Source organism: Burkholderia sp. SCN-KJ, from assembly GCF_024656005.1.
GTDB lineage: Bacteria > Pseudomonadota > Gammaproteobacteria > Burkholderiales > Burkholderiaceae > Burkholderia.
This window is the reverse complement of record NZ_JANKOG010000048.1, coordinates 1-25652: the sequence shown is the minus strand read 5'-3', so window position 1 is coordinate 25652 and position 25652 is coordinate 1. Positions and strand designations below refer to the sequence as shown.

Below are 25652 nucleotides of genomic sequence, written 5' to 3'. Positions count from 1 at the left end.
GACTCGACGAACTGGTCGCGCCCAGCCGCGTCGGTCATGATGTCGATCGTCGCTTCCGAGAAGATCCCGGTGTCCAGCGCGCGCATGGGCTGATCAGGATTCGCGGTGAGCCGCGCGCTCATGCGGCGCAGATGCCACCGTAGCCACGGGTCGGCCGACTTCGTCAGCCTGTCGAGCGCGGCGCGCAGCGTGAGGTTCGAATCGAACAGGCCCGCCAACGATACGATCAACAGCGCCGCACGCAGGTCGCGCCGATTGCGCCACATCAAGGGCATCGCATCGATCCGGTTGCGGACATGACCGACCCAACGCTTGAGCGTGTGGAAATAAGCAACCACCATCCCAGCCACGATCGCACCCGTGAACCACCAGTACTGCGCGCAGAACGTATCAATCGCGTAGATGATCTGGCCCGCGTCGGACCATTGTTCCAGCGGCTTCACGTCGCGCGCTTCCGGCAGAATTTCGGAGCCGAACAACACGCAGAACGCGTACAGATAAACAAGCAGAAAGGCGGGATACGCCATCTGCAACGACGTGGTAGCCGCCAGCACGCCTTTCGCGTGTGCCGCCATCTCGGCCAATTCGAGCCCGCGTACCGCCGCGTCGTCGCGCGGCGATTGGCCGGCCAGGTCCAGCAACACATATTCGTCGTTCGGGATAAACGACTTGATCGCGGTCGCGAAATCGTCGCCCGCCCGCATGCGCTGCGCGATCTTCTGGAACACCGGCCACACCCAGTTCTTTCGCGCGCGGTGGCGATGTTCGAGCGTCATCAGGCGCTCCAGCAAGGTCTCGCTGTTGCGCAGCCCTTTCTTTGCAACGTCCAGCCGCGTTTCCCGATAGAACATCTCGCGCATCTTCTTGAAGCGCCATGTCGCCAGCTTCATCCGTTCACTGGCGGGCAATGCCATGAACATCGAATAGGTGATTGACCTGATCATGACGGCAGTACCCCGTCTTGATCCGCGAACACGCGGTATGTGTCGAACGCGCACATCGATTCGTCGATGAAGCGCGGATCGATGAGGCCGCACGCGGCCTTGTACAGCGCATGCTCGTAGACCGTCTTGCCGGCCATGTCCGCGTCGCCGAACTCCGTCTTCCGGCTCGTCCGGAACACTCGCTCCGCCCCGCGCCAGTCCCGCTCGACCACGCGATCGAGGAACTCGGGCGTCGGCTGATACAACTCCATCGCAAGCGTCTGCCCCTTGATCCCGGCCGCCACCTTGCCCGCGCGCGTGAGCAACCCCGGTCGGCGGCAATGCTGGCACCCCTCTTCGTCGCGGCAGGCCATGTTCGACGTGTCGAGCCCGAACTTCGTCTCGAGCGTCGCGAGCTGCCGTGGAGACAGCACGTCGCGCGCCGGCCGCTTGCAGTGCGGGCACAACTTCGGAATCAGCTTCTGGTTACCGACGGCATTGAGAAACTTCCCGGACGCCACCTCATCCATCGGCAGGTTCAGGCGCCCGCCCACCAACCGCATGACCGCGCCAATGATGTTGTCCCCGTGCAGCGTCGCGCGCACCGGGTGGCCCGTCAGCGCGAGTTCGGCAACGAGGCCAGCGAGTACCGCGTCGCGCACCTCGCCGATCGTCAGATCGTCGGGATCCATGCGCATCAGCGTGCGAATCACTTCCACGATCTTGCGGTTCGCGTCTGCGTCCGTCTCGCCCGAACGCCGCTGGAGCGAAATATCGGACAACCACGGCGCCGGCACTTCAGACGGCTCGTTGACGGCGAACTGCTTTTTCAGATCCCGATTGGGCAACAGATACGACAGCGCACGCAGCAGCGTCGTCTTACCGGAGCCCGTTTCCCCGGTCAGGAACGTCGCTCCACCGCTGACCTTGCCGAGCATCTCGATGATCGCCAGCTGACTCGGCTCCAGTCCCATGTCTTCCGGGAGCAGAACCTTGTAGTTCTTGAAATTGCCGTCGAGCAGGCGCAGCGCGACATCGAACCCGCCGACGAGCGGCGCGCTCTGCCAGCGAATGTTCACGATATCCATGTGTGCCACGAGCGGAATCATCGCGGACTGCGGCGCGGTCGGCTGGAACGTCTCGCCCGAATTGGTATTGCGCTGGACCAGGTCCTGATATGCGGCCGACAGTGCGCGGCGCACCAGTGCCTTTGGCATCTTGCGGTACGAGTAAAGATCACCGTCGACGCGCAGGCGCAGCTCCACATCGTCCGCGTAGTCCCGGTACTCCCAGTGAACGTCACTCGCGTCGTAGGCGTGCGCGGCCTCCAGCACATCGCGGAACGTGCCGATCGCGCGGGATGACTCGGGAACCACGTTGGCCGCGCGCTGCCTCTCCTTGTCGTAGAGGGCCGCGATGACGTCCTCGTCCGCGACCATCTCTTCGTGGACGGCAATATCCGCGCGCGCGAGATCCCTCAGGTAGGTCGAATATAGCTGGCTCTCATGGAAACGCTGCGTCGTCACGACGATCGAGATCCCTGCCTGCAGTTCGACGGCAATGAACTCACGACGCGCCGCATCGGTGATCCGGAGCGCTGCGTTCGGATCACGCTGGCAGAGAATCCGCTTGAACGTGAGCGCCTCGGCGGAAACCAACCGGGGCAGGCCACTCGCAAGCTCCATCGCGGGGGAGTCGACCAGCTCGACGCCGATGCGACGAATCGTCGGCGGCTCGTCGGCGGCGGACGTTTGGCGCTCCATCCCCCCTTCACCCGTGCGAACAGCCGCGTCTGGCGAAGCCTCCGTTACACGGTCGGTCGCGTCCACCCGATCGGCTTCGCGCGAGGCCGCTGTAGTGTCGACGGCGGCTGGCTGCGACTCCGGCGGATTGACATTGATCGACGAAGCGCCTTCAACAGCATCGGCGCCCGCGACCTCCGGGGCGCAATTCGGCTGCCCGCCATCACGAGCCGGCGCAATCGGCGCGTCTTCGACCGATATGACGTCCTCGATTTCCGCCTGCGCCATCCTCAGGCGCATGCCCATCGTCATCGGCTGACCTTCCGCCGCCTGACGCGGATTGACTGGCTTGCTGGTCGACTTGAACCGGGGTTCCCGCGGTTCGAACGAACGCGGCGGTTCGTCGGCATCCATGGGAACCTTGCCCACGATTGGCATCGCGGCAGCCGAGTTGTCCACGAAGCCAGCCTTCAACTCCTTGAGCCGACCGAACAGGCCCCGCTTGGCCGGTTCCGGCGAGTCGAGATTCCCGAACATGCTCATTGCGCACCCCCGATCGGCGTACCGGGGATCGGGCCGCCAGACGGCAACGGTGAGGCAAGTTCGATCAACGATCGGACCGAGTTCGTCGACGCGGACGGTACCGGGGCGGCGGCACGGATCGGCTCTTTCCAGGTGTGCTTGCCTTCGGCGACCGTAACGGCGTAGCCATCAACAGCTTTCACGTTCCAGCCGTTGAGCAGCGTCGCGCCGACGCGCGCGGAGTAGATCGCGTCCTGAAAGAGATACAAGACGTAGGATCCCGATTCGTCGCGAGATGCACCGAGAAACGAGACCGGCTCGACTCGCGCATGCGTCGGGGCGGTCGATTTCACCGCCGGCTTCGCAGGTCCCGAAGCAACAGCACCGCTCGCCACGACGCCGGGTTGGGGCGCTGTCATCCCGCCGACGTTCGGCGACAGCGTCGAGGAGCCCGTTGCCCCACCCGACAGCTGGCGCACGACATTGGCTCGCGCCACTTGATCGATGTCATCGATCGACAGTCGAGACGCCACCGGATCCGCATAAGCGGTCAGCGCCAGCCCGGCGCCCGCCGCGACGAGTGCATGCTTAATCAAAAACAAAATATTTCCCCTTCGCGGTGAAATGGACGCCATACGGCGCATCGCCCGTGTCGCTGTTCGTCGTTGCCCCTGCACCCTGGTTGAGGCGCAGTTCGACCTTGAGTGATTCGAGCGTCATGTTGGGCGGCAGCTTCGCGAGCAACGGTGCTTGCCATCGAAAGCCCTCGATCGTCCAGTCGCCCTGCTTGATGATCCGGGCGATGTGGCCACCCCCTTCTCCCGCTACGGGAGCCGGGATGAGCGGACGCGTTTCTCCAAGCGTGACGGTGTAGCCGTAGGCGCGGATTTCGAACGGCTGGGATGACATGCGCTGCGGCGGCGTTTGCACCGCCTCGATGAATGTCTGTTCAGACGGCCATTGGGACGATTCCTTCGCCGAAAGCACGTCCACCTTCGGAATGGCCGGCCCTCGCGCAGTGGACGTGAGTCCGTCGCGCGAGAATGTCACCGGCCGCATTGCCTCGGTCGCCGCACTTTCAAAATCGGCAAACGTGCCACCCTGCCGCCGGAACGTCATCGTGCAATAGCCGGACGTCGGGCAGTTCGCTTCCTTGAAGACCCATCCCTTGCGCACCGATTCATTGCTGCCAACCACCGTGAGCAATGCGGGCCCCAGTGCGGACGCACGCGGCAATGCGCGAGAGAACGTGCTGCGCACGGCTGCCGCGTAGCGTTGCGCATACGTCGGTACGCGCGGCGGCGGAGGCGGAGGCGACAGCACATCCATCAGCTTCACGCCACCAAAGATAGTCGCGCCCGCGATGAACAGCAGCGGAATCGCAGCCGGGATGGAGACGGGTACTTTCGTGATGCGGCCGGCCTTGCGGTTCGCGAGTAGCTCGCTCGCCTGAAACGGCTCGTCAATGTCGCCGATCCGGTCTCCAGCGCCGAGGGTCTCGAGCGCCAGGTTGCCTTTAAGACATTCCTGCTCGATCTCGAGACGTCGCGCCTGCGCGGTTTCCGGGGACAACACCTCGTCGCTGCGCACCGCGCCGCGCACCACGAACACGGCGTGCACGCGCAGACCATCCTGCAGCAGCACCAATGCCGCGGGCCGGTTCTTGATTCGGTCATGCAGTGCGACGCGTGCCGCGCCCGAATACAGTCGCGCGCCCTTGACGTCGGCCGACTCGGGCATCGCGAAGCCGCCGATCAGCTCATCGCCGACCTTGTACTCGACGAAATGCGTCGCGCCGAATGCGTCAGCGTAGCGGCGGCGCTCGACCCGGCCGCCTTTGACCGGATAGGCCCGCCAGTCGAGGCCGAAGACGAGCCGCGCGCGCTTGTCGGTCGGCAGGGGTTCCGTGATGTGCATCATCGCGTCACATCGACGGAACGACCGTCGCCTTGAGCATGATGATCTGGAACGTCTTCGACTTGTTCCATGACCCGGTGAGCCCACCGATGCCCGCATTCGTCGTGCTGTCGGCGTGATCCGTCATCGCGCCGTACAGGACAACCGTCTGCCCATCAGACAACGCGATCGTCTGATCGTCCTTGGTGCCGATGGTGTGCGCCAGCTCGATCTGTTGCTGTGTCTGGCCCGAACCTACCCCCGCGCTGGTGAAGGGGCCGTTCAGCTTCGAGCTGTCTGCCCAGTACGCGAGCACGATCTGGTTGTGGTCGTTGACCGCCGGCAGCACGTTGACGAAATCGCCGGTGGTGATCGTGCCAGGCGTCAAGCCCGGAACACCACCCGATGTCGCGTTCAGGGTACCGGCTGACGGCGACGTCGAGCGCAGGTAGTCATCGCTCTGGAACGACGCGACCGATACCGGCAGCCCGTTGAGCGTCATCTTGGTCATCGTGTTGTCCTGCACGGTGCGGCCGTACTTGTTCAGCGCATTGACCGCTGCGTTCGTGCCAGTGAACGGGGCATCCGGCCGCAACACCGAGACGCCCACCGAGCCACCGCCCGTTGCCAGCGACGTGGGAGACGCGAAGCTGATCGCGTAGCGCGCGAGACCTGCATGCATCGCGTTGAATACGACATCCGCGTTCGCGCCCGCCTCACTGCCTTTGCTCAGCGAAATCTGGATCGTGCGCACCGTGACCGCGACCTGACGCGTGGAGATTGCGTTCTCGTGCTGCAACAACTTGCCGATGTTGTCCGCCGCCTCTTTCGTGTCATACACCATCACGAGGCGACTCTGCGGGTTCACACTGACGCGGCCCATCGGCGACTTCAGCTTGTCGATCTCGGCGGTTATCGAGGCAATCTGATCGAAGTCACCCTCGCGACCGGTCGATGTCTGCGCAGAGAACGATCCGGTATTGCCGCCCGAACTGCCGCCGCCGCCACCCGATTGATTACCAGTCGACGTGTCCATGCCTTTGCTCATCGTCGACTTGATCGAGACTTTGCCGGGGATCGCGGCAATCTGATACATCCGCGTCACGAATCGGGACACGTTGATTGACCCGCCATCGAACGACCAGTCCAGGCCGAGATCGGTGGTCATATTGCGCATGTACAGGCCGACCTTGCCTGTGAAGGGCTGTTGATAGACAGGCTCTTCGGTCTTCGCTGCGACGTTGCGGGTCTGGGCCTTTCCGTCCCCCTGACCGGGCACCAGCGAGTCACGCGGGACGAAGACGTCCGGGCTCAGATGGACCGGATAGCCCGTCGCCGTCGAGATCAGCGTCGCGATCTGCCTGATGCCGAGGTTCGCCGGAAGCGTGACGCTTTTCTCGCGGAACACGGCCGGCAGCGTGGCCTCGTAGGCGAGCGGCACGAGCCGGTCGCCGAGGAACGCGGTCGGCACGTCTTCAACGAGTGCCATCGACTCCGGGCCCTTGGCCAGCGCGTCAGAAATCGTGCGGTGCGCGGCGTCGTAGCTGCCGTTCACGTCCTGCTGCGTCACGGCACAGCCCGAGGCCAGCACGGCGGCCGCAATCGCCACGGCGGATTTCAATGGGTGCATGCGCATGGTTCTCAATCCTGGCAATTGCCCGCGCGCACGATCACGCGGATGACTTGATTGGTATGGCGGCACGCGCGCGTCGGCGTGCGCATGTGGTTCGTCGCCTTCATGACCTGTTGCAGCACGGAAGTGAAGTCGCCGGTGAACGTCGCGTTGAATTCGAGCGGCAAGTCGTCGTCGATCTTCCATGCGAGCTGCCAGCCCTGCTGTTGCAACCAACGATCGAGGGCGTCACGCAGGTTCACGTCCTGGGGCGTCACTGAAAACGTCAGCGTGCTAGGCATCGATGGTGTGCTGGCACCGGGCAAAACTACGGCGGCGACGTCAGCCGAACCCGAGGCGGCAGCAGGCGCTGCACTGGCCACGGACGGACTCGGTTGGGGGTTGCCGGCCGCCGGCGCCTGCGGCGTGGCCTTCGGAACGGAAGCAAGGATCTGCCACCCGTCGGGATCGACGGCTGCGCGGACATTCATGGTCATCGCGACCAAGGTCGCGGCAACAAGGGCGCGCGTCAGCGCGCGGGATCGGTGGGTAATCAGCATGGTTATTGGCCCTGCATGAGGCGGCGGTAAATCGCGCTCGCATAGACGAGCTGCTTCGAAGGAGTGACCGCGTTGTACGCACCGACCGCCTTCCAGTTCGGCCCGAATTGCTTGATGTTCGCGGCGAGGATCCATGCGCCGACGTACGCGCTCACGCAGGCGTTGAACAGGTGTTCGCGTCGAATCCCGTACTGCGCGAGCTTCGGCAGCCAGGACGAATTGATCTGCATCAGGCCGATGTCCTCGCTGCCATTGGAATTGCGGTTGATTGCGTCGGGACGCATGCCAGACTCGTGCTGGGCGATCGCGCGCAGTAGCCGCGGATTCAGCCGGTGGTACATGGCCGCGTCGTCGATGCAGTCGGCGCGGCACACCGCGGCTGCGCCAAGCAGCACGCACGCGAGAATCGAACGCAGGCCGATCACGATGCTGCCCCTCCCTTCGATTGCGCGACATTCGGGGCCGGTGCCGGTGTTGGAGCCGGAGCCGCCGACGGCACCTCCCGATAGGTCACTTCGCGACGACGCTTCACGTTGACCACATTGCCGTCGGCAGTGACGACGAACTGGCCGTCCGTGCCTTCGAACATGTAGTAGCGACCCTTCTGCTCCCCCATGCCGAGATGCCGCGAGTCGGTCACGCCGACCTTCACCACGGATTGCGCGAACTTGAAGTACGTGCGCCCTTCCCGATCGAACACGGCTTCGAGGCGTGCACGGTTTGGCTGGTCGAAGTCATAGACGGTCTTCGCGTCGCGGCTGACTTCGACGCGATTGGATGCGTCAGCCACGACGATTCGCTCGGCGCGATCGATCGTCATCACGTTCGTCGTGGGATCCCAGCCCGGGTGCAATGACTTGCCGCCCGGGCTCAGGAAGGTCACGTCCTTGCCCGGCCGTGCGGCGAATCGAATCTGCGTGTGCGTATCGTCGCCATCGCGAATCGCCTGCGCGCCGAATCGTTCGGCCAGCTGCGATACCGGCGCCGGTTGCGCAGAGACGCTCGCGACGACCGCTTCCAGCCCGGCCTCGTCGGGCCGGCGCTCGCTCGCCGCATAGTTCAGTGCAGCGGACTTCGGCACGTCGCGATGCAACCGAATATGGCGCGCACCGAAATCGACGTCGGCGTACAGACCGGTCTGTGTCAGCAGTCGATCCAGCGCCTGCAGCCAGTTTTCGCCGTCATGCGTATCGAACGCTGCCGCATTCGTCAGATCCACATCCTTTTGCGCGGCACCGGTCCACCCTTGCGGGACCAGCGCCTTCACGACGTTCCCCACGGGTGTTGACGTGTGCAGAGGACGAACGGGCTCGAGCGCACCGCGCGTGCCAATAATCGTCAGCCTGTTGGTAAATCCGTCAAAGCCGGCCGGCTGGTCGTCGTGCAACGCGGCGAGCGTGCCCGTCCCGCCGATGAACGTGTTCGCTTTCTTCCAGCGCGCGGTCGCCGCGCGCCCCGCGACCTTGTAGCTGATTGTCTGCGGCGTGCCCTCGACCACCACGTACGGTCCTTCGTTGTGGCCGCCGTCGGCGGTGATGATCTGACCGGCGCGGGGCTGGATATACGTCTTTGCGCCGTCGTTGAAGATCAATGCCGGACGCTCGGCGATGCCGCCCATGATCTCGTAATCGAAATCGAACGGATCGGTGTTTGCCCCGTGAGCGATCCCGTAGAAGAGCGCGGCGCATGCGCAGACGAGGCGTGTGAGCGCGAGCTTCATCGGCTTGCCTCGATCATCGAGAGATGACGCACGAATCGCGCGAGATAGGCTCGGCCCGGCGTCGGGTTCGCGCTGTGGTAATAGGCAATCGCCTTCTCCACGGAACCGGTGCGTGCGTAGTTGTCGTTCAGGATCTGCTCGGCCACACGCACATTGGTCGCCGGCGCGAGCGCGTCCCAGGCTGAGGCGAAGCGCTTGCCATGAAAGCACCAGTTCACTTGCATCAAGCCGACGTCGAAATCGCACCGGCCGCGCGCGATGAGCATTTCGATCGCCTTGTAGGCGTCCGTCCGCGACTTGAAGAACAGTCCCTGACCGGCAACGTTCAGCGTCCACGGCCAGGGCCGGCCGTTGTAGGCCGATTCGTTCAAAGCAATGCCTGCCAGTACCTTCGGATCAACACTCGTTCGCAGCAGCTCGAACGGGGCCACGGCCGGCGCACATGCCCAGCCGCCGCGCCGCTCGGTCATGGCGGCTTGTGCGTCGTCCGACAGCACGGGCGGCTGCAACCAGCCTCGGTCGGCCAGCAGTTGCTCGAGCGAGACATCGCGGCCGTCGATCGTGACGGTGATGCCCGTGTCCGGGGCGCTGCGCACCGGTTGCCCGACAAGGGGCGCCGCCCAATCGGCGAACGGTTCGAGGCCGCAGAAGAACACTGGCTTACCGGGCAACGCGACTACCTCGCGGGCCTTCCCACTCGAGATGACGACGCTCACCGGACTGATGACCTGCGAAATCGTGGTTGCTGCGTGCGCGCTCGCGACGCCGAGCGCCAGCGATGCAATGAAAAGGAGTCGCTTCATCATGGGCGGTACGGCTCCAGGACCATGTCGCGGTTGACTTTGAGCATGAAGTGGCGCTCGCCCGGGTCGGAGCTGATGGTGGGCGGGATGTTCTGGTAGCGGCCCAGCACGGATTGCGCGGTCTGCGCGGCGACCTGACCGGCCGTACTGCCGACTTGGGTGACACCAAGCGGGCCGGTGGTCGTGGCGCTATCGCCCCCATCGAAGCCACGTAGCAGGATGGCGGTCAGGAACGACGCCCCGTAGATCTTGAGGAAGTGGTTGTTGACATGCCCGGAGAACCCGGCAGCCCCATTGCCGTCAGCCCCCTGCGCGCCAAAAAGCGGCACGTGCTTGCCGTTCGGCAGGCGCATTTCAGCGCCGGCGACGAGGATCGACTCCTGGCCGGGTTGGACGTCCGAGCTGTATGGCGCGGTAATGGTCGTGCCCCACGGGATCACGAGGCAGGTGCCGGTGATGCTGTCATAGACGTTGCGCTCGACGACGAGCGAAGCCGTGCCGGGACGATCGGAGTTGAGCGCCTCGGCCGACAGCACGGGGATTTTGGCGGGCGGCGACAACGTACAGCCGCGCGACTGGCCCACGAAGCCCGTACGGGGAAAATCGCGACCGTTTTCGCTTTGCAAGGCGACGCTGTGCATGAACTCGTTGTCGCGTTGCTGCGTCGTCATGGCACCGGGCGCTTGTCCGCCCTTGGCGGCGGCCGTAGCCTGAGCGATCGCAGCGTTCGTCGCTGCCTCTTGCGCGGCCGCTTGCTGCAGCGTCTGCTGCGGTGTCACCACACCGTTCGGCATTTGCTGTTGCTGCTGTTGCGCATTGGCGGACGGTGTTTTCAGGCCGTCCTTGAAAATGGGCGACGCGTAGATATTGTCCTCAGCCGTTTTCGCCTTGAGGTCCGTGTTTCCCTGATCCGGAACGAGCGAATCCGCCGAGAGATTCGGCTTCTTGTCGGCGACGGGCGCGGAAGCGGCACGCGCGGCCGCTTCGGAGGCAGCGCGTCGTGCAGCGGCCTGCTGATCGGCAATGATCTTGTCGACGTCTTCCGGACGATTGCTCTTGTCGATGCCCTCAGCTGCGCGCTCCTTCTTGAGCCGCAGCGCCTCTTCGTCCGCCTTTCGACTGTCCTGCGTCTGGTAGTAGAAGCCGATCGCGCCAATTGCGATGGCTGCGATGCTGCCCACCGCGATCAGCGCGTTACGCGGCACCTTGCCCTTGACGAGCGAGGCTTGTTCCGGCGACAAAGTGTCGGTCTGTTTGGTCATGTTGCGCGCTCAGAAACCGAACAGGCCGCGGCGGCTACGCTTGATAGCGACCACTTCACCCGCGCGCGTCAGCGTGATTTCATCCGCCAGCTGCTGGACAACGATGTACGGCCCACGCCGGATAAAGTTGGGGCTGACGATGTCTCCGCCCTCTCTTACCGTGGGCACCGCGAACGGCGCGTTTTGCGGCAAGCGAATCCAGACGAACCTGCCGTCGTCGAACACGGTCTCTGGCTTGATCACGCCGGATCCGGACACGGTGTACTCGAAATTCAGCTTGTCGGGCGTCACGCCGATCGGGCCGGAATCGGTTTGCGAAGCGACACCGGACAGGCTGCCTTCCGCGCCGTCACTGCCGCCGCCCTCCCGCGCACGAACCTTCGCCATCAGCGAATTCGGATAGTTGAAGCGGACTGACTGGTAGAACAGGCCGCCGACCGGCGACGACACTAGCGTCATGTCGTACTCGCGCATGTTGGTGGTCAAATGCAGCGTGTTCACGAGCCCCGGTTTGGTCGGCTTCACGAACACGTGATTCGCGCCGTCGGTATCGATCATCCATTGGATGGAGTCACCAAGCGCGGGCTCCGCGTTCAGCACCTCGCCGCGTGCGAGCTCGATCGTTGTGACCTTGAGCGGTGCCGTCATGACGCGGAAAATCTGGTCGCGACTGTACGGAAACACGGCCATGCGCGCATCGCCGGGCATGGTGATCGGATCGGTGCCCGAGTTGTATGGATTCACTGGACTCATCGGATCACCGATGATCGTCGCTAGATCGAAGTTCGGGGTTGGCGGGACCACTGGCGACGCGGGCTTTGCGGCAAGAGCGCTGGCCGTCGCGATCATTGCGAACGCGCCGCACGCAGCAAGGGTACGGAATCGTTTCATGCGGCGGTCTTCTGCAGGGTCCAGAACGGGTAGTAGAGACCGAACGGGTTGGTGCCCAGTGCGTCCTCCTGGGTCGGCGCAACGATCTGGTACCGGAACGTGACCGCGTAACGCACAACCACCGGCTTGTCGGAAGGCGTTTGGGTGGTGGACGTGGTGAATTCCACGATCGCGGTGGAGTCCTCGAGCAGCGAAACGTTGGTCACGCGAGGTTCACGCACGAGCTTCGGGTTTGTCGTGATTTGCTGGAACGGCGCATCCTGCTTCAACCAGTCAGCAAACTGATTGCGGGCGTTGCCAGTCATCTGCTGCTTGACCGCGTTGATGTTCCTGGCCATGCGCGACGACTGGATGTCATCGGTCAACACCGGCTCAATCGTGAACCAGCGTTCGACGGTTTCGCGCAGGGCCTTCCGCTTTGCCTGGTCGTCTGGCTTGTACGAGGTCAGTTGCGTCACGATGGGGTTGCCACCGGCATCTGACGAAACGCCGTAAGCCTTGACCACGGAAGGTGCAGGATTGCGGGTGTACACGGCACCGCCCGCTACGATCGCGAGGACGAAACAGAAGGTTTTCCAATGGTTGGCCTCCACGCGCAGGCGCGTGGACTGATCGAAAATGATCTGCTCAGGATCTTCGTTCGAGTAGAAGCCGGGCGCAGGCGACAAGGCGACCTGCTTCTTGCTTCGTGGGAAGAGTCGAGGGAAACGCATCGCGGAGATTCCAATTGGGCCGGTTCAATTGGAACAGCCGGGCCAGCAGCGCAACGCGGCAAAAGAGATGCGATTTGGGAGACCTTTTTTACTTGCCCGCAATCTCACCGCGAATTCGATACGCGCACGTCAACCGGTTGAGGGGGGCAACCCGAAATGATGTGCAAAAACACCCCTCTTTTGATCCTTTCCGTCGCATCGAAGTGCAATAGACTATTTGCGAGTCGTTTCACAAATTTCACGGCAGATGAGCGTTGGCCTCCAATAACTTGATCCGAATCGACATGGAACGCGAAGAACAGCAAGCAGCTGCAATGGAGACCCATTCGACGCTTCGCAAGGGTGGTGTTTCGCCTGTAGAGCTGGGCCGGTTCTATCGAACGACCCTTGACGATGGAATCTGCTCGAATCAAGTTGAACTTGCCCGGTTGTTCTCTACGTCGACGGGAGTTGTATCGAAGGCCCTACGCGCATCTACCTTGCCTGAGCCTGTTATCACCGCTTTGGGTGGCTCCGACCGAGTTACCTTCCGTGTCGCCGAGACGCTCGCAAAACTCTTGACTTCGCTCGGCAACGACGTTGTCTGCCGAAATGCCGAGAAGATTGTCGACGGCAGAACGCTCCCGATTGCGGTAGTCCTCGCTGCGCTCGCCGATGAAAGCGCGAACGTACACGGTGGCCGCCTCGTATCGGTCTCGGTCGCGGCCACCGGGAGGTATTTGAAGCTCGACGTCGAACCGAGAGCTATGGCGCGGATCCTGAGCCGCTTCGCCGAGTTCTCCGAGGCGATCGACACGTCGGCACGAAAGATATGTACGGTGAGCCGCTCATAACGGCTCGATAGCTTGTGTTGCAGAAATTTCGCACGGCACAGAACGATGTCGTGCGAAATACATTGTTAATTCAGCGGCTTGCAGGGGGGTATTTTTAGTACTCCCCTCAACCGGTTGAGCGGCAGAGAGTTAGTCGCGACAAAGCAGGCTACATTCGTACGGCCCGGACGACAGCTCGATCTTCATCGTGCTATCGCAATTTTCCAACGTGACTCAGCATGGACAAAGTCGAAATTTCAACCTTCCCGGATCTGAATACAGCGATGGCAGCGCATAAAGCGCTTACGGCCACTTGCGCCTCACCGGTGAGAATGGGACGGTTCTATCTGGCGGTGCTGGAACGGAAGCTGTGGCTGACGCAAGCGGCGCTTTCCAACGATCTCAAAGTCTCACCGTCGAAGGTCTCCCGATCAATCGCGGCTGCGTTGCTTCCCGCGCCAATTCTTCGATCGTTCAGTGACGAAGATCACATCACGTTCGAGACTGCCGGTGCAATCTCGAAGTTGATTCGACAGTGCGGTAAACAGTTGGTGACGAGCCGTGCTCGATCCGTGCCGCTGGGCTCATCGCCCGACGTTGTGAGGTCAATATTGTTGTCGGGGAATGGTCCGGTTGAGAGCACTCGGAATGAGGACGCGATCTCGGTCAACCTGTCAGTCTGTCGAGGTCATGGTCGGCGGTATGTGCGAATGGACTCTCCGAACATTGATCGAATCGTCCCATATCTCAGGGATCTGGAAATCCTTGTCAACACCTTCCTTCCGTCGCTACTGAAATGTTGACAAAGTGTCGCGGGAGGAAGTATCCGGTGCACGAACGATTGGTTTGCGCCTGTGGTTCGATTGAACCTTTGCCCGCGCATTCCCCTTCCTAGTGCGGCCGGTTCGCTTGCGAACCTATAGGCGAAGCCGATCGGACAGGAAGGGGGGGCTAGCGGGCAGGTTTGCCTTTTGCCTTCTTTGCGGCCGACTCCCGTGCTTGCTCCTTCGTGCCCTGCGCTTCGACCTACGTGTTGGCCTCGCATCATGGAACGCCGCAAGGTCACCATCAAGCTGTCTCCGAATGCTCGTGAGGCAGAACGCCTGACGGGCTGGATTCGCTTGCACTGCGAGCTATACAACGCGGCGCTCGAGGAGCGTATCGACGCCTACCGCAAGCACGGTAAGCCAGTCGGCTACTACGAGCAGCAAAACGTGCTGCCCGAGATCAAGGCGGCCCGCCCGGAGTTCGTCGATCTGGACTCTCACGCGTTGCAGCAGACGTTACGCAAGCTCGATCCGGCGTTTCAGGCCTTCTTCCGGCGGGTCAAGGTAGGACAGACGCCGGGTTTACCGAGGTTCAAGGCCAGCAAGCGGTTCGCTGGCTTCTGCTATCCCGATCCCGCTGGCTGGAAACTCATGCAGCACGGCGGACGCGGTGCAACGCTGCGAATCGGTAGCGGCAAGGCAGCCATGTCGATCCGCGCGCGCGGCCAGCATCGGTTCGGTAATGGCGCAAAGCCCAACGATCTGACCATTACGCGCAAGCATGGGGAGTGGTTCGCCTCCGTGACGTTACGAGTCTCGAAGGATGCATGTGCGCGCGCCCGTAGCGATGACGCGCATCGCGGCGTGGACTTCGGCCTCAATGATTGGGCCACGTTCGACGACTGCGAGACGATCGCCAATCCGAGATTCGTTCGCAACGAGATGCCACGCATGGCCGACCTTCAGCGCCAACAGGCACGCAAGAAACGCAGCTCCATTCGGTACAGGCGCCTCGGCGCACAGGTAGCGAAGCTGCACGAGCGCATCGGCAACCTGCGTCGCGAGTTCCTGCACAAGGAAACGACGCGCATGGTGACGGCGTGTGCAGTGCTTGCCACGGAGGAACTGCGCACGCAGAACATGAGCCGTTCGGCCAAAGGCACGCAGGACAAGCCCGGCCGGATGGTCAAACATAAAGCTGGGCTGAATCGCGAGATTCTGTCCGCGGGATTGAGCATGGCGCATCAGATGCTCGCGTACAAAGTGGTGGAGACTGGTACGCGACTGCACGTGGCGAACACGCGTCAGTTAAAACCATCGCAGCGTTGCGCCGCGTGCTGGGAGATCGTTCACAAGACGCTCAGCCACCGCAGGCATGTGTGCCCGTATTGCGGGCACACCGCGCAACGCGATCAGAAGGCAGCGTCGGTCGTCCTGATCGATGCGCACACGCCTGGAACGGGCGTGGCGGCGAGACGGAAACCTCTGTCGAGGCAACGCGCCAAGTCCAAGTCTGTGACCCGCGAAACCCCCACTACAGCGTCGTAAGACGCTTAGCGGTGGGAGAGTTCATTCTTAAGGTTCACGTTTGTGGTTCTCCGATAGGACTGCAGTGGCTGCGACGTCACCCCGAGTCTTGAGGCAATGGCTGGTTCCACATGAGCAAGGCTCCGTAGGTGAACGTCAACGGATCCATATAGTGGCGGGGCACAATGGGTGAATATCTATGGTTCCGTCTGCCAGCCACGCGCGATGGGTGAACATCCATGGTTCCGTATGCTAGCCGCGCTCAGTGGGTGAACGTCTATGGTTCCGCATGCTAGCCGAGCTCAGTAGGGTGAACGTCTATGGTTCCGTATGCCAGCCGAGCTCAGTGGGTGAACGTCTATGGTTCTGTATGCCAGCCGAGCTTAGTGGGTGAACATCTATGGTTCCGTGCGCCAGCTGCGTCCGACGGGTAAACGTCTATGGTTCTATGTATCAGTCGCTCGCCATGGGTAAAAGGCTCTGGTTCTCTATCTTGGAGCACGGGGACGTTTACGTGTTTTCGATAAACACTTTCAACCTTTTAACTACGTTTACGTTGGACGAAATCCTTACCCGATAAGGCTTTCAAGAGGGTCGGGTCTATCGTTATGGTTCCTTGGGTATATTCCTGTGGTTCTATAGGTCGAAGGATATGGTTCCGACCGGTCATACCTATGGTTCCAGAGGTAAATGGATATGGGGCATGGGTGCATCTATATGGTCCATCCGTCAAAGTTGCCCGTGCTGACATCGCCCGATGGCTGTTGGTAGACGTCTATGGTTCCCCATGTATCTGAGGAGTCACTTGATGTTCTGTCTACAAGTGTATGATTTAAAACAGTTTTGATTCAGGATTGCCCGGCGCGGGTTCATGTTTATGGTACCCATCTAGCCCTCGAAAACGGGGACTGGTCATGGCTCCTGAGCCGAGGCCTGTAGACCTGGGCGATCAAGAACAGCCTTAAGGTGCATATCTATGGTTCGAACAGCAGGCGAATGCTGCGTGATTTTGGGGGCCTTTCGCGATCGAAGGTCAACGCCCATGGTTCTCTGGTTGAAAGTGAGTGTGTGCTCACACCTGCATAGTGCTTTGATTATTAAATGGATTTCCATTGGCCTAACAAGAATGCCAGTGATCTTATGAGAATGGTGCATGGCTATGGTTCTGATGGACTTGTAGAGGCGCATCTTCTAAGAGAGCGCATCTCCTGAGCGCTTGAAGGTGAATGCGGAACAGGGTATTGTTACCTTTCGTTCATCTTGGCTCCGGACTTGACGTGCCCAAAAAGAAAATCACCGTCCCAACAGACACGAGTCAGATCACGCTGTTCCCGTTGGCGGATCTACCGGAGCCTTTTCGGAAAGCGGTTCCTGCAGTACATGTCGCGCCGCAATCCGGCGCCATTTCGCTACAGCAAGGCAAGATGTTCAACGCCCTGATCAAGAACGCCATCGAGCAAAACAAGCAGGGTGAACGTGTATGGTTCGAGTACCAGATCTTGGATCTGATAGAGGACGTCGGCCTGAATACAAAGAACCGCGACTATGTTAAAGCGACAGTCAACTCGTTAGTTGGCTTTGTGGTCAACTGGGACCATCTGTCCGGGAAGTCCGAGTGGAACGCGAGTGGTCTGATTGCCGGTGCAAAGATGTCGGGCTCGACGCTGAAGTATCAGTTCTCGGACAACATGCGCGAACTCTTGATGAACCCGCAGACCTATGCGCGTATCGACATGCGGATCGCACGGTCGTTTAAGCGTGGACATGCTCTAACCCTTTGGGAGAACGTGGTTCGCTACGAAGGAGTCGGCCGGACTCCCAAACTTAGCGTTGAATCCATTAGGGATCTGCTTCTGGGCCTCGACTGGCGGGAAGGCTCGTACTCGCAGTACAAGATTTTCAAGAGCCGTGTCCTTCAGCCAGCTCTCATCGAGATCAACGAGGTTTCTGACCACGAGATCGAGATGGCTGAATTTAAGAATGGGCGCGCGATTGCGGCTGTCCAGTTTTCGATCACGCCTAAGCGCAAGCCCGAAATCACGCAGGAGGCGGATCTGGATCTCGTTGGCGGCATGACGAAGCTTGGAATTCCACTGGCCGAGGCACGCAAGCTCGCATCGACACATAGTAACGATGCGATCCGTAAAGCGATCGATTACACCGAGCAACGCGTTAAGAAAACTGGCGTCGAGCCTGTCGCTCAAGTTGGCGCATATTTCCGAAAGGCCGTTGAGGGTGGCTGGGAAGTGGCCAATTCGACACCCGCCGAAAAGCCGCCGAAAGCACCGATCGAGTCAGGCGATGAGTTGAAGATCAAACTGCACGCTCAGTATGCGGCTCATCGGACCGAGCAGATTCGTGGCTTCTTCAATGAATTGGATGCCACGGAGCAGAAGAAGTATGTATCGCAGTACAACGAGCAGCAGCCATCGGAGATCCTCCGGCTGTCAGATTCCAAGAAGGGGAAGAAATCGGCAGAGGCGGCTTTCTTCGGGTGGCTTGCCACTGCTGTTTGGGGAGAGCCCACGGACGCCGACCTCTTGAGCTTCGTGCTTCAGGGCGCCAAGTCAATCGCGTAAGCCGGGTTCCGGCATGCGAGTAGCGTGGCTATTTGTTCGCTTTGCGCGAACTATCGCGCTGCCCTAATGCGAAGAGGCCAGTTCTTAGCTGGCCAGCCTTGTGTCTGTGCGCACAAACGCACGAATCAGGCGTTTGTGCGGCATTGTTCCGTTAGGTGCTCTCCCCCGCCTGCTCTTCAGCGAGGTGGGTCGCGACGAAATCGCGCACGACTTTCTCCAATTGTGCGACGAGGATGGTCTGCTGATCTTCGTTGAGACTCGTCAGTTTCAGTTCGGTACGTCCATCGCGATAACGCTTGAGCGCACCGATGTCCCGGCCGCTTGCCGTATGAAAAGGAACGTTGCTGCTGTAGTGCGTTTTCGCGGCGCGTGGAGGCGAAGTGCCATCGAGCTTCTTCACATACTCCTCGAGTCGACGTACCGAGTACTCTCCGGCGAGTACTCGCTCGAGGATGGACTCGGCCGTAGCGTGGTCGGCACGCTCGAGGATAAGTTTGATGTTATAGGCGTGGGCGAGGCCAACCTCTTCCGCATTCGCCAATCGTTGAAGAAAGTGCTTCGGCAGTTTGCCGACGTGTAGCGTTTTCGAAACCAGCGATTTGTTGATACTGAGGTGTTCCGCGAGCGCTTCCTGGCTCTCAAAGATATCTTGATCAAGGAGGCGTTCCCATGCAACGGCATCATCGAACACGGTTTGTTTGGTTCGATTCTTGTTGATGCTGCTTGCCATGAGATAGAGATCCTTGTCGGACAGATCAGGGACGATCTCTGCATCGATCGACTGCTCGCCAAGGCTCTTTTTTGCGCGGAAACGGAATTCGCCATCGACAATCACGTACTTGCCGGGGAAGCGATGATTGCGTGTGACGGTGATCGCGACATGCTGCCCTTCCCGCCTCATTCGGACAGCCAGGTCATCGATCGCGATCGGGCTATAGAACTCACGCGGATTGAACGGGTTCGAAACGAGTTCATTCAGCAGAATCCGCACGCGAGGTAATACAGCGGACGCATTAGTGCGGCTGCCATACGTGCTCGCGAGCGGATCACCCGACACGGCTGCACCGGCAGGCGCAGGGGCTCGCTCCTCTACGGAGGTCACGCCAGTCGCATCGAGGCGCCCGTCCACATCAGCCTTTTCGTTGGCAATGCCCTTGCGAATGGAGGCACCCAACAGTCCCTGCTTCGGTTTAGCTTGATCCTTGTTCGACATTTCACGCCTCCAGCAGGCCCTTGATACCGAGAATTTCCCTTGCAACGGCCATGATCTCCTCTTTGGCTTGCTTGGCAGTTCGTTGTCCCTTCACGGAGAACACCGTCGCACCGATGCCGATCGAAGTTTTGTAGATTTCGCGCAGGGCGATCGTACTTTCGAGAATCGGATATGGATTGTCCTCACCCATTGCGGCGCGGACTTCCGCATAGCCGGTAGTCTTGGTGTTCACGCGATTGAACACAATGCCGCATCCCGTCGGGTCGCTACCGATCGTTCGGCGGACCAGCTGCAGCATGCCGATCGTGCTCCACGCGTCGAGAGCCGAGGCATCCATGGGAACAAGCACAAAGTCTGAAGCGGCGATTGCAATCTCGGTGTTCTTGTCGTGAACGCTGGGCGGACAGTCAACGAGGACAAGGTCATAATCCTGCGCCATCCGCTTGATCTCGCGGCTGAGATTCGATCCCGCCGCGGCCATGTTCACTACGGTGAAGGGATATGGAACATCACCGGCTCCGGTCGCTCGAACGGCTGAGCTCTGGGAATCGGCGTCGATCACGAGGACGCGCAGGTCGGGGGCGTCGTCGCAGTACGCGCCTGCCAGGTTGAGGGTGATCGTGGTTTTCCCGCTCCCGCCCTTCTGGTTGGCAACGGCGATAACTATTCCCATGTCGTCCTCTCTATAAAAGATGATTGCCAAAAATAAATTATTTTGACGAAAAATGCAATAAAAATATGTAAAATATTTCGCTCCAATCACGATGACATTTGTATTTTTCCGTGAAGATCTTCAATGGAATCGAGAGAGTCCATCTCGCTTGTGATCGCTCTGGTCACGGGTTGATTGAGCAAATAGCACCATGATCGTTCCCGTCGATTGCTCTTGAATGATCAGGTTTCCACGTGGAATCCGATTGCCGATCGCTGTATTCGGTGACGCTATTGATCTCACGTGGCGTCCTACGTTCCGCAATTTTCGAAACTTGCCGACTCCGGTGTGTAGCGGAGCGCCGTACCTTCCGCAGAGATCTATGTTCCAGATCACATCGACCAGTTCAGCTCTTGGGGAATCCTCTGAGGGTTGGCTGTTGCGAGATTGTGGATGCGTCTGCGGCGTGACGTGGCCACATATGCTGAAATTAAGTACGGCGGACAAATGTTCCTCGACGCAGAACGTTCGACTTACCGGGAGGTTTCCACGTGGAAACATCGCGAATATCCGGTTGAATAAGTACACCCCAGCCATATTCAATACGGGTTCATCGTCACGTTCGGACCGGCCACTCGTTCGGCTTCAGGCTAGGTTTCCACGTGGAAACTTCCTGTGCATTTGGGTGGGTGCTTCCGGCCGACTGCAACGTATGTGTCCGAATGCGTTGGGGTGTCACCACTTTCTGTTCTCCGGCGGGTTTCCACGTGGAAACATCGTAGACTTCGGGGTGACTAGTGCATCCCGGTCACATTCAATACGGGTTCGTCCGCGCGTTCGCGCCGCCCATTCGTTCGGCTCCGGGGTGAGTTTCCACGTGGAAACTCACCCCCATTTTTCTGCTTTGACTGTGCAGGGCTTTCTGCTGGCTCAGCCAAATGTGCTCGCCATATCGCAAGACAATGATAAGCATCTGACCTTGAACGCATTCACTCAAAACCAGTTCGGCCCCTGCCATGGCGACAGCATCGCCACGGCGAGAAGTGGCTGAAACGTTGCTGTTTCGTTGCAGGTACGGCAAGATTCGCGTCGATCGTAGGCGCCACTATTGTGGTGATATATCGAGGTGGAACGGGCGTCGAGAAGGCCGCATGGGTACTGGCCAGCATTGTTCTTCTTCTTGATGCGCAACTGTTGCCAGCAATATCGAAGCCTCTAGGCGAAATCCTCAAAGTTGCTGCGCTACTCTTTTGGGTGCTTTGTCTGGCGGCGACAGCATAGGACCACGCTATCGTCTTTCTTCTCGCTCAGAATCATGCGCGACAACTCCGTGCGTCGACGATCAAAGGCCCTCGCAGGGCATGGTTGCCCCACTCGCAGGGTCGAGATCCGACGAAATTGCCAGTGACAAGGCGTTGGGGCAGCGCGAACGGGCATGGATTGGTTTGCAACATTGCCACTAGAGCTGCGACCGCTGGCGTTACTGCCGCGGCGCGGCGTCGGCAGGTTTGGTAGCGCTGAATGTCGAGCTAGCACAATCTGAGCGTGGGCAACGCCCTGCCCATGCCCTAGCATCGGAGCGAACGGAGATAAGCGTCAATTGCGCCGCTACCGCGGCTGATCCCGTGACGATACGCTTAGCCCGTCTGATCGGCGCGGACGTCGGTGTTTAAACTTTGTGTGGCGGTTGCGTTGGGATTGTTTTTCCGAGGGAATTGGGAGCCTGTCATGGACAATCGCATTGACGGATCGGGACTTCCGGTCAGCTTGTCCAAAACGAGGCCGGTAGAGTTGGGCGAAGTCCGCGCGACGGTGACCGCTATTCAGAAGTTTTTTCGTTGCTCTCAGAAACGCGCGATGTACATCAATCGCGTGTATGCAAGGTGGAAAGCATCATGAATTGATCCGCGAGATTCGATCAGGCCGGGCGAAAGTCACGCCGCTGCGACAGTTTTGACGAGTGTCGTGACCAATCAAAGTTTCCACGTGGAAACCCAACGACAGGGTGCCATTACGCCGGCTGTCTACTTCTATGATTAATTTTATTTTTGAGTTTCTATATATCGCTTGTCGAGAGAGCAGGGCAGCCGCCGACATACTTCCTAGCGCGAGTACGAAAGCTGTCTCAGGTGGTAGCCACGCGAAGGATTTTCTCGGCCTCGCAGACCTACCAGCTAATCTTCGCGGTCGCATAGGTCGAAATGGTGTCAAGTGAGTTGTAGGCTGCAAAAAGCTGAGCACTCTCGAGGTTCATGCAGTGGGAGAGGGCGTGTGAGACAAACCTATGCTGGAGCGAATGCATGCTCGTTACGCTGACTGTGCGGGCGTGCTGTGAGCCTTTGTGCAAGGCGCCGCGTTTGCCATGGCGAAGAAATGCTGCACTTTATGCGTGTCTAGATGGATCGGCCTCACGTAGCGAGCGAAGAACGGCAAGCGTCGCGTCGGCGCATCCGCCGTTTTCAGTCGCTTCGTAAGTATGCCGTGCTTATCGAGCAGTGCTGATAGCGGAATGCCGACCGGGCGGATCAGTGGTTCATGCAAGCTGCGCGTGTCGCGGTAGTCGGCGATGGGCTCGAGAACTACCGGGACGAGGGAAGCGTTCCGTCGCAATTTTACCGACCACGCGCAGCAAGTAAAAGGTTGCGAATAAGCATGGCGCTTGGTTCTGGCGGTCGCGAAGGCGCTAACAGTCGGGTGATGTGGGCAAAGACGAGCAAACGCATGGCTTTCTGCGCCCCGACGGGACCGCATTTGCGTCCGACTCGAATCCGGACGCCGTCCGTGGATGTTCCTCTGTAGGTACGCTATTTCGCAACTAACAGTCATGTCCGTGGGGCCACATGTTGCGCCCTGCGGCGCCACATGGCGAGCAGACCGCCTATGACGATGCTCGCAGACTGACGCCCCAGTGGGACCGGCTCCGCAATTCTGCGCGTGGTCTTTTTTGGCGATCTGGCTCGAATCGTTCGTTGGTTTGCAGCTGTGAGCTGAAGGGAAAGTTGCAGTACTTTCAGGTGTCAGTTGTTGACGCAGCGAGGGTTCATGTAGGGACCATCATAACTTTCGCTTCATGGCCCACAGAAGCAAGATTCGGAAATGTCGAGTGACGGAAGAGAAAGTCTGAAACGCCACGTGTTATGGGCACCGAGTCGTTCCGTGAAACACTCGGGAGAAACTGCCACAAGCCTGAAATTCAAGCCCAGCAAGGGACTGCGACGATTTGGCGGCATTTTTCGCTGTTGTTTCACAACGCGTGGAGCCCGAGGACAGAAAATTCTCTCAAAACCGGCACGTGTCGACTTGCACAGCCACAAACACGATAGACTGTATCAAATGATACGTATTTTGTAGTGATGATCCGCGCGCCAAATTTCAACCGCGCGGCGGTCAGGGTCGGATGGCCCGATGCTTTGTACTAAAGCATGATTGTTGGGCAAAACCGAAACCTTGGCCATGATCCCACCACGTTTTGTGCGCGCGGTCACCAGCACCCGTCCATACGGCGCGCACCGACATGATTTGTTCGGATCAAAGATCGGCCGCCGGCTGACTCTGTTCGGGCGGCCCGCGCTGGATCTGCGGCTCCGCCTCGAATCGGATTCTCACGTGCTCGCATACTGCGAGCGGCCCCCGTGTATTCCAGACGCGAATCCATCACGGCCCGTCGACTTTTGGATCCGCACGCCCGATGGCGAGAAATTTTGCGTCGTGTGGCGTTCCGCGGAGTCGACTGCGGTTGCGCTGGGAGGCAGCCTGTTTCCGGCATTCGTGGAGCAGGGCGTCTTCGTTGCAGCTCGACCTGATTCATCCACATCATCTCGACGATTCGCCGGCCCTGCGCGAGAACAGGAAGACAATGCTGCATCACCTCGCAGCCACTCATTCGATTCCTGTCGGGCAACTGATGCGATGTATGCCCGACTAGGAACGTGAAGAGCTTGATCTGCTGGCGATCGAGTGCGTCGTGAACGTCGCGGGGCCATTCGTATTTGTTCTCGTTGTAGCGTTGAGTCTCGTTGGAAAAGAGCCGCGCCGTACCGCTGCCGGCGCGGGCGGCGGCCTCGCGAATGCGTAGCGACAGGCGCGTGCGTTTGGCCGAAGTCGTACCGGCATTGGGCGCATGATCGCCTACCGCCTCCAGCAGATGTGCGAAGAACGGCCCTTCGGCATGCCGCGGCTTGTGTTCGCACTCCGCATGGTTTTCGTCATCTTCGGTTAGTGAGGCTGACGGCAGGGCAAGTATCGTGCTGCGCACGACGCCATCTTGCGGGCCATCGAGGAAGGCATCGCGCAAGGGCCACGCACGCCGGATTTGGGCGGAACCGCAAATACGACTCAGGTGGGTGTCGACGTCAGTGAGCGTGTATGTCAGTGAGCGCGTAAGGCAAGCGTAACGGCATAAGAACGGCTCGGAGACGTCAGGCGGCGACATAGGGAAACTCCTATGTTGCCGCTAAGCTTTGATGGGTCTGGCTCTCGCCGCTCGGTAGCCGTAGCCGGACACAAAGCCCTTGTTTCAAAAAACTCAACGTACTAAAGTTTCGACATACCAGTCGTTCTTCTAATTTGACTGGATAGTATGAGTGGCTTCGGTGCAGCAGGCGGTATAAAGCCGGCGCAATGCACGGAAGCACACTATGTCGCGGTGCGTAGCCCCGCGCTTCCCGCCACGAACCATCGAGGAGTTGGTGGAAGTATGGAAACGTTGAGTAACAGTGCGAATGGCATGGCGGGCAGTTCCGAACCTGGAGGGATGGCGGATGGCGCTCGGCCCGTTACGCTATCAGGGCATCTGGGAACGTTCGACATTGTGTTTACGGTGCTGGCATATAACGCGCCGCTCACGGTCGTCACCGGCTTTATCGGGCTGATGTTGTCGATGGGGAATGGCTTGGGCGCGCCCGCGACGTTTTTGATCACCGGCAGCCTCATGTTGTTGTTCTCCGTCGGCTTTACGACGATGTCGAAGCACGTGCGCAACGCAGGGGCATTCTACGCGTATATCACTGCAGGACTGGGCCGTCCTATCGGATTCGGCGCCGCGTTGATGGCAATGCTGGCATATGGCTTCATGATGGTCGGCATTTATCTGTATGCCGGGGTGGCCTACACCTCATTGTTCAAGCATCTTTTCAATAGCTCCCCGCTTGTCTGGTGGGGGTACTCGCTTATTTTGCTCGGCATCGTTGCGGTCTTTGGCTACCTGCGCATCACCTTCTCCGCAAAGGTGCTCACGCTTGCACTGATTTGCGAGGTCGTGCTCGTATTCGTGTGGGAGATAGCAGTTGCCTTGACTAAAGGGCTGCACGGAATCTCACCTGTTTGGCTGACGCCGAGTGCGGTGACATCCGGCTCTATTGGGCTCGGTTTGCTTTTCGGTGTGACCAGTTTCGCTGGTTTCGAGGCGACGGCCGTTTTTCGCGAAGAGGCTCGAAGCCCAGAGGTAACTGTTCCTCGC

General features: G+C 60.0%; 21 protein-coding genes. 6 read left to right on the top strand and 15 right to left on the bottom strand.

Going from position 1 to position 25652, the window contains the following annotated elements:
• The 12 genes from NQV17_RS36385 to NQV17_RS36330 all read right to left on the bottom strand — a co-directional run.
• On the bottom strand, window positions 1-944 hold a 944-nt coding region (locus NQV17_RS36385), incomplete at its 3' end, for a type II secretion system protein (RefSeq protein WP_257775953.1).
• The gene (locus NQV17_RS36380; protein ID WP_257775951.1) at window positions 941-3208 is read right to left on the bottom strand and encodes an ATPase, T2SS/T4P/T4SS family; all 2268 of its coding nucleotides are present in this window, start codon (window positions 3206-3208) and stop codon (window positions 941-943) included. The genes NQV17_RS36385 and NQV17_RS36380, both read right to left, overlap by 4 nt.
• Window positions 3205-3789 carry a hypothetical protein gene (locus NQV17_RS36375; protein WP_257775950.1) on the bottom strand — a complete coding sequence of 195 codons (585 nt, stop codon included), beginning with the start codon at window positions 3787-3789 and terminating at the stop codon, window positions 3205-3207. The genes NQV17_RS36380 and NQV17_RS36375 overlap by 4 nt, the downstream gene beginning before the upstream one ends.
• Window positions 3776-5107 carry a hypothetical protein gene (locus NQV17_RS36370; protein ID WP_257775949.1) on the bottom strand — a complete coding sequence of 444 codons (1332 nt, stop codon included), beginning with the start codon at window positions 5105-5107 and terminating at the stop codon, window positions 3776-3778. Before NQV17_RS36370 ends, NQV17_RS36375 begins: the two co-directional genes overlap by 14 nt.
• A gap of 4 nt (window positions 5108-5111) precedes the next feature.
• Window positions 5112-6719 (bottom strand): type II secretory pathway protein, encoded by a 1608-nt coding sequence (locus tag NQV17_RS36365; protein ID WP_257775948.1) that lies wholly within the window; start codon window positions 6717-6719, stop codon window positions 5112-5114.
• A 5-nt stretch (window positions 6720-6724) separates the two neighbouring features.
• Window positions 6725-7255: a toxin co-regulated pilus biosynthesis Q family protein gene (locus NQV17_RS36360; protein WP_257775947.1), complete on the bottom strand. Its 531-nt coding sequence runs from the start codon at window positions 7253-7255 to the stop codon at window positions 6725-6727.
• A gap of 2 nt (window positions 7256-7257) precedes the next feature.
• Entirely contained in the window at window positions 7258-7680 is a 423-nt protein-coding gene (locus NQV17_RS36355) for a lytic transglycosylase domain-containing protein (RefSeq protein WP_257775946.1), read from the bottom strand.
• Complete coding sequence (locus tag NQV17_RS36350) at window positions 7677-8975, bottom strand: hypothetical protein (RefSeq protein WP_257775952.1); 1299 nt, start codon at window positions 8973-8975, stop codon at window positions 7677-7679. The genes NQV17_RS36355 and NQV17_RS36350 overlap by 4 nt, the downstream gene beginning before the upstream one ends.
• Window positions 8972-9781, bottom strand: a complete 810-nt coding sequence (locus tag NQV17_RS36345) for a transglycosylase SLT domain-containing protein (RefSeq protein ID WP_257775945.1) — start codon at window positions 9779-9781, stop codon at window positions 8972-8974. The genes NQV17_RS36350 and NQV17_RS36345 overlap by 4 nt, the downstream gene beginning before the upstream one ends.
• On the bottom strand, window positions 9778-11040 hold the full coding sequence (locus tag NQV17_RS36340; protein ID WP_257775944.1) for a TrbI/VirB10 family protein: 1263 nt from the start codon (window positions 11038-11040) through the stop codon (window positions 9778-9780). The genes NQV17_RS36345 and NQV17_RS36340 overlap by 4 nt, the downstream gene beginning before the upstream one ends.
• A 9-nt stretch (window positions 11041-11049) precedes the next feature.
• Window positions 11050-11931: a TrbG/VirB9 family P-type conjugative transfer protein gene (locus NQV17_RS36335; RefSeq protein ID WP_257775943.1), complete on the bottom strand. Its 882-nt coding sequence runs from the start codon at window positions 11929-11931 to the stop codon at window positions 11050-11052.
• Window positions 11928-12644: a type IV secretion system protein gene (locus NQV17_RS36330; protein ID WP_257775942.1), complete on the bottom strand. Its 717-nt coding sequence runs from the start codon at window positions 12642-12644 to the stop codon at window positions 11928-11930. The genes NQV17_RS36335 and NQV17_RS36330 overlap by 4 nt, the downstream gene beginning before the upstream one ends.
• Window positions 12645-12928: 284 nt before the next feature.
• Here NQV17_RS36330 and NQV17_RS36325 point away from each other — a divergent pair, with 284 nt between their 5' ends.
• The 4 genes from NQV17_RS36325 (at window position 12929) to NQV17_RS36310 (ending at window position 18329) form a co-directional block, all read left to right on the top strand.
• Window positions 12929-13477, top strand: a complete 549-nt coding sequence (locus NQV17_RS36325) for a hypothetical protein (RefSeq protein WP_257775941.1) — start codon at window positions 12929-12931, stop codon at window positions 13475-13477.
• A gap of 218 nt (window positions 13478-13695) precedes the next feature.
• On the top strand, window positions 13696-14259 hold the full coding sequence (locus NQV17_RS36320) for a hypothetical protein (protein ID WP_124664103.1): 564 nt from the start codon (window positions 13696-13698) through the stop codon (window positions 14257-14259).
• 243 nt (window positions 14260-14502) lie between these two features.
• Window positions 14503-15771 (top strand): transposase, encoded by a 1269-nt coding sequence (locus tag NQV17_RS36315; RefSeq protein ID WP_257775940.1) that lies wholly within the window; start codon window positions 14503-14505, stop codon window positions 15769-15771.
• Between the two features lie 1256 nt (window positions 15772-17027).
• Window positions 17028-18329: a replication initiation protein gene (locus NQV17_RS36310; protein WP_257775939.1), complete on the top strand. Its 1302-nt coding sequence runs from the start codon at window positions 17028-17030 to the stop codon at window positions 18327-18329.
• Between the two features lie 151 nt (window positions 18330-18480).
• Here the strand turns inward: NQV17_RS36310 and NQV17_RS36305 are convergent, their stop codons facing one another.
• Together NQV17_RS36305 and NQV17_RS36300 are read right to left on the bottom strand one after the other, a co-directional pair.
• Window positions 18481-19542 (bottom strand): ParB/RepB/Spo0J family partition protein, encoded by a 1062-nt coding sequence (locus NQV17_RS36305; protein WP_124664101.1) that lies wholly within the window; start codon window positions 19540-19542, stop codon window positions 18481-18483.
• 1 nt (window position 19543) lies between these two features.
• The gene (locus NQV17_RS36300; protein ID WP_257775938.1) at window positions 19544-20305 is read right to left on the bottom strand and encodes a ParA family protein; all 762 of its coding nucleotides are present in this window, start codon (window positions 20303-20305) and stop codon (window positions 19544-19546) included.
• 766 nt (window positions 20306-21071) lie between these two features.
• On the opposite strand from NQV17_RS36300, the gene NQV17_RS36295 reads away from it, so the two are divergent.
• The gene (locus tag NQV17_RS36295) at window positions 21072-21245 is read left to right on the top strand and encodes a hypothetical protein (protein WP_185733492.1); all 174 of its coding nucleotides are present in this window, start codon (window positions 21072-21074) and stop codon (window positions 21243-21245) included.
• 2430 nt (window positions 21246-23675) lie between these two features.
• Here NQV17_RS36295 and NQV17_RS36290 read toward each other — a convergent pair.
• Complete coding sequence (locus NQV17_RS36290; RefSeq protein ID WP_257775937.1) at window positions 23676-24626, bottom strand: hypothetical protein; 951 nt, start codon at window positions 24624-24626, stop codon at window positions 23676-23678.
• Window positions 24627-24890: 264 nt separating this feature from the next.
• Here NQV17_RS36290 and NQV17_RS36285 point away from each other — a divergent pair.
• Window positions 24891-25652 (top strand): APC family permease (locus tag NQV17_RS36285; protein ID WP_257775936.1); only part of this gene is annotated, 762 nt, incomplete at its 3' end.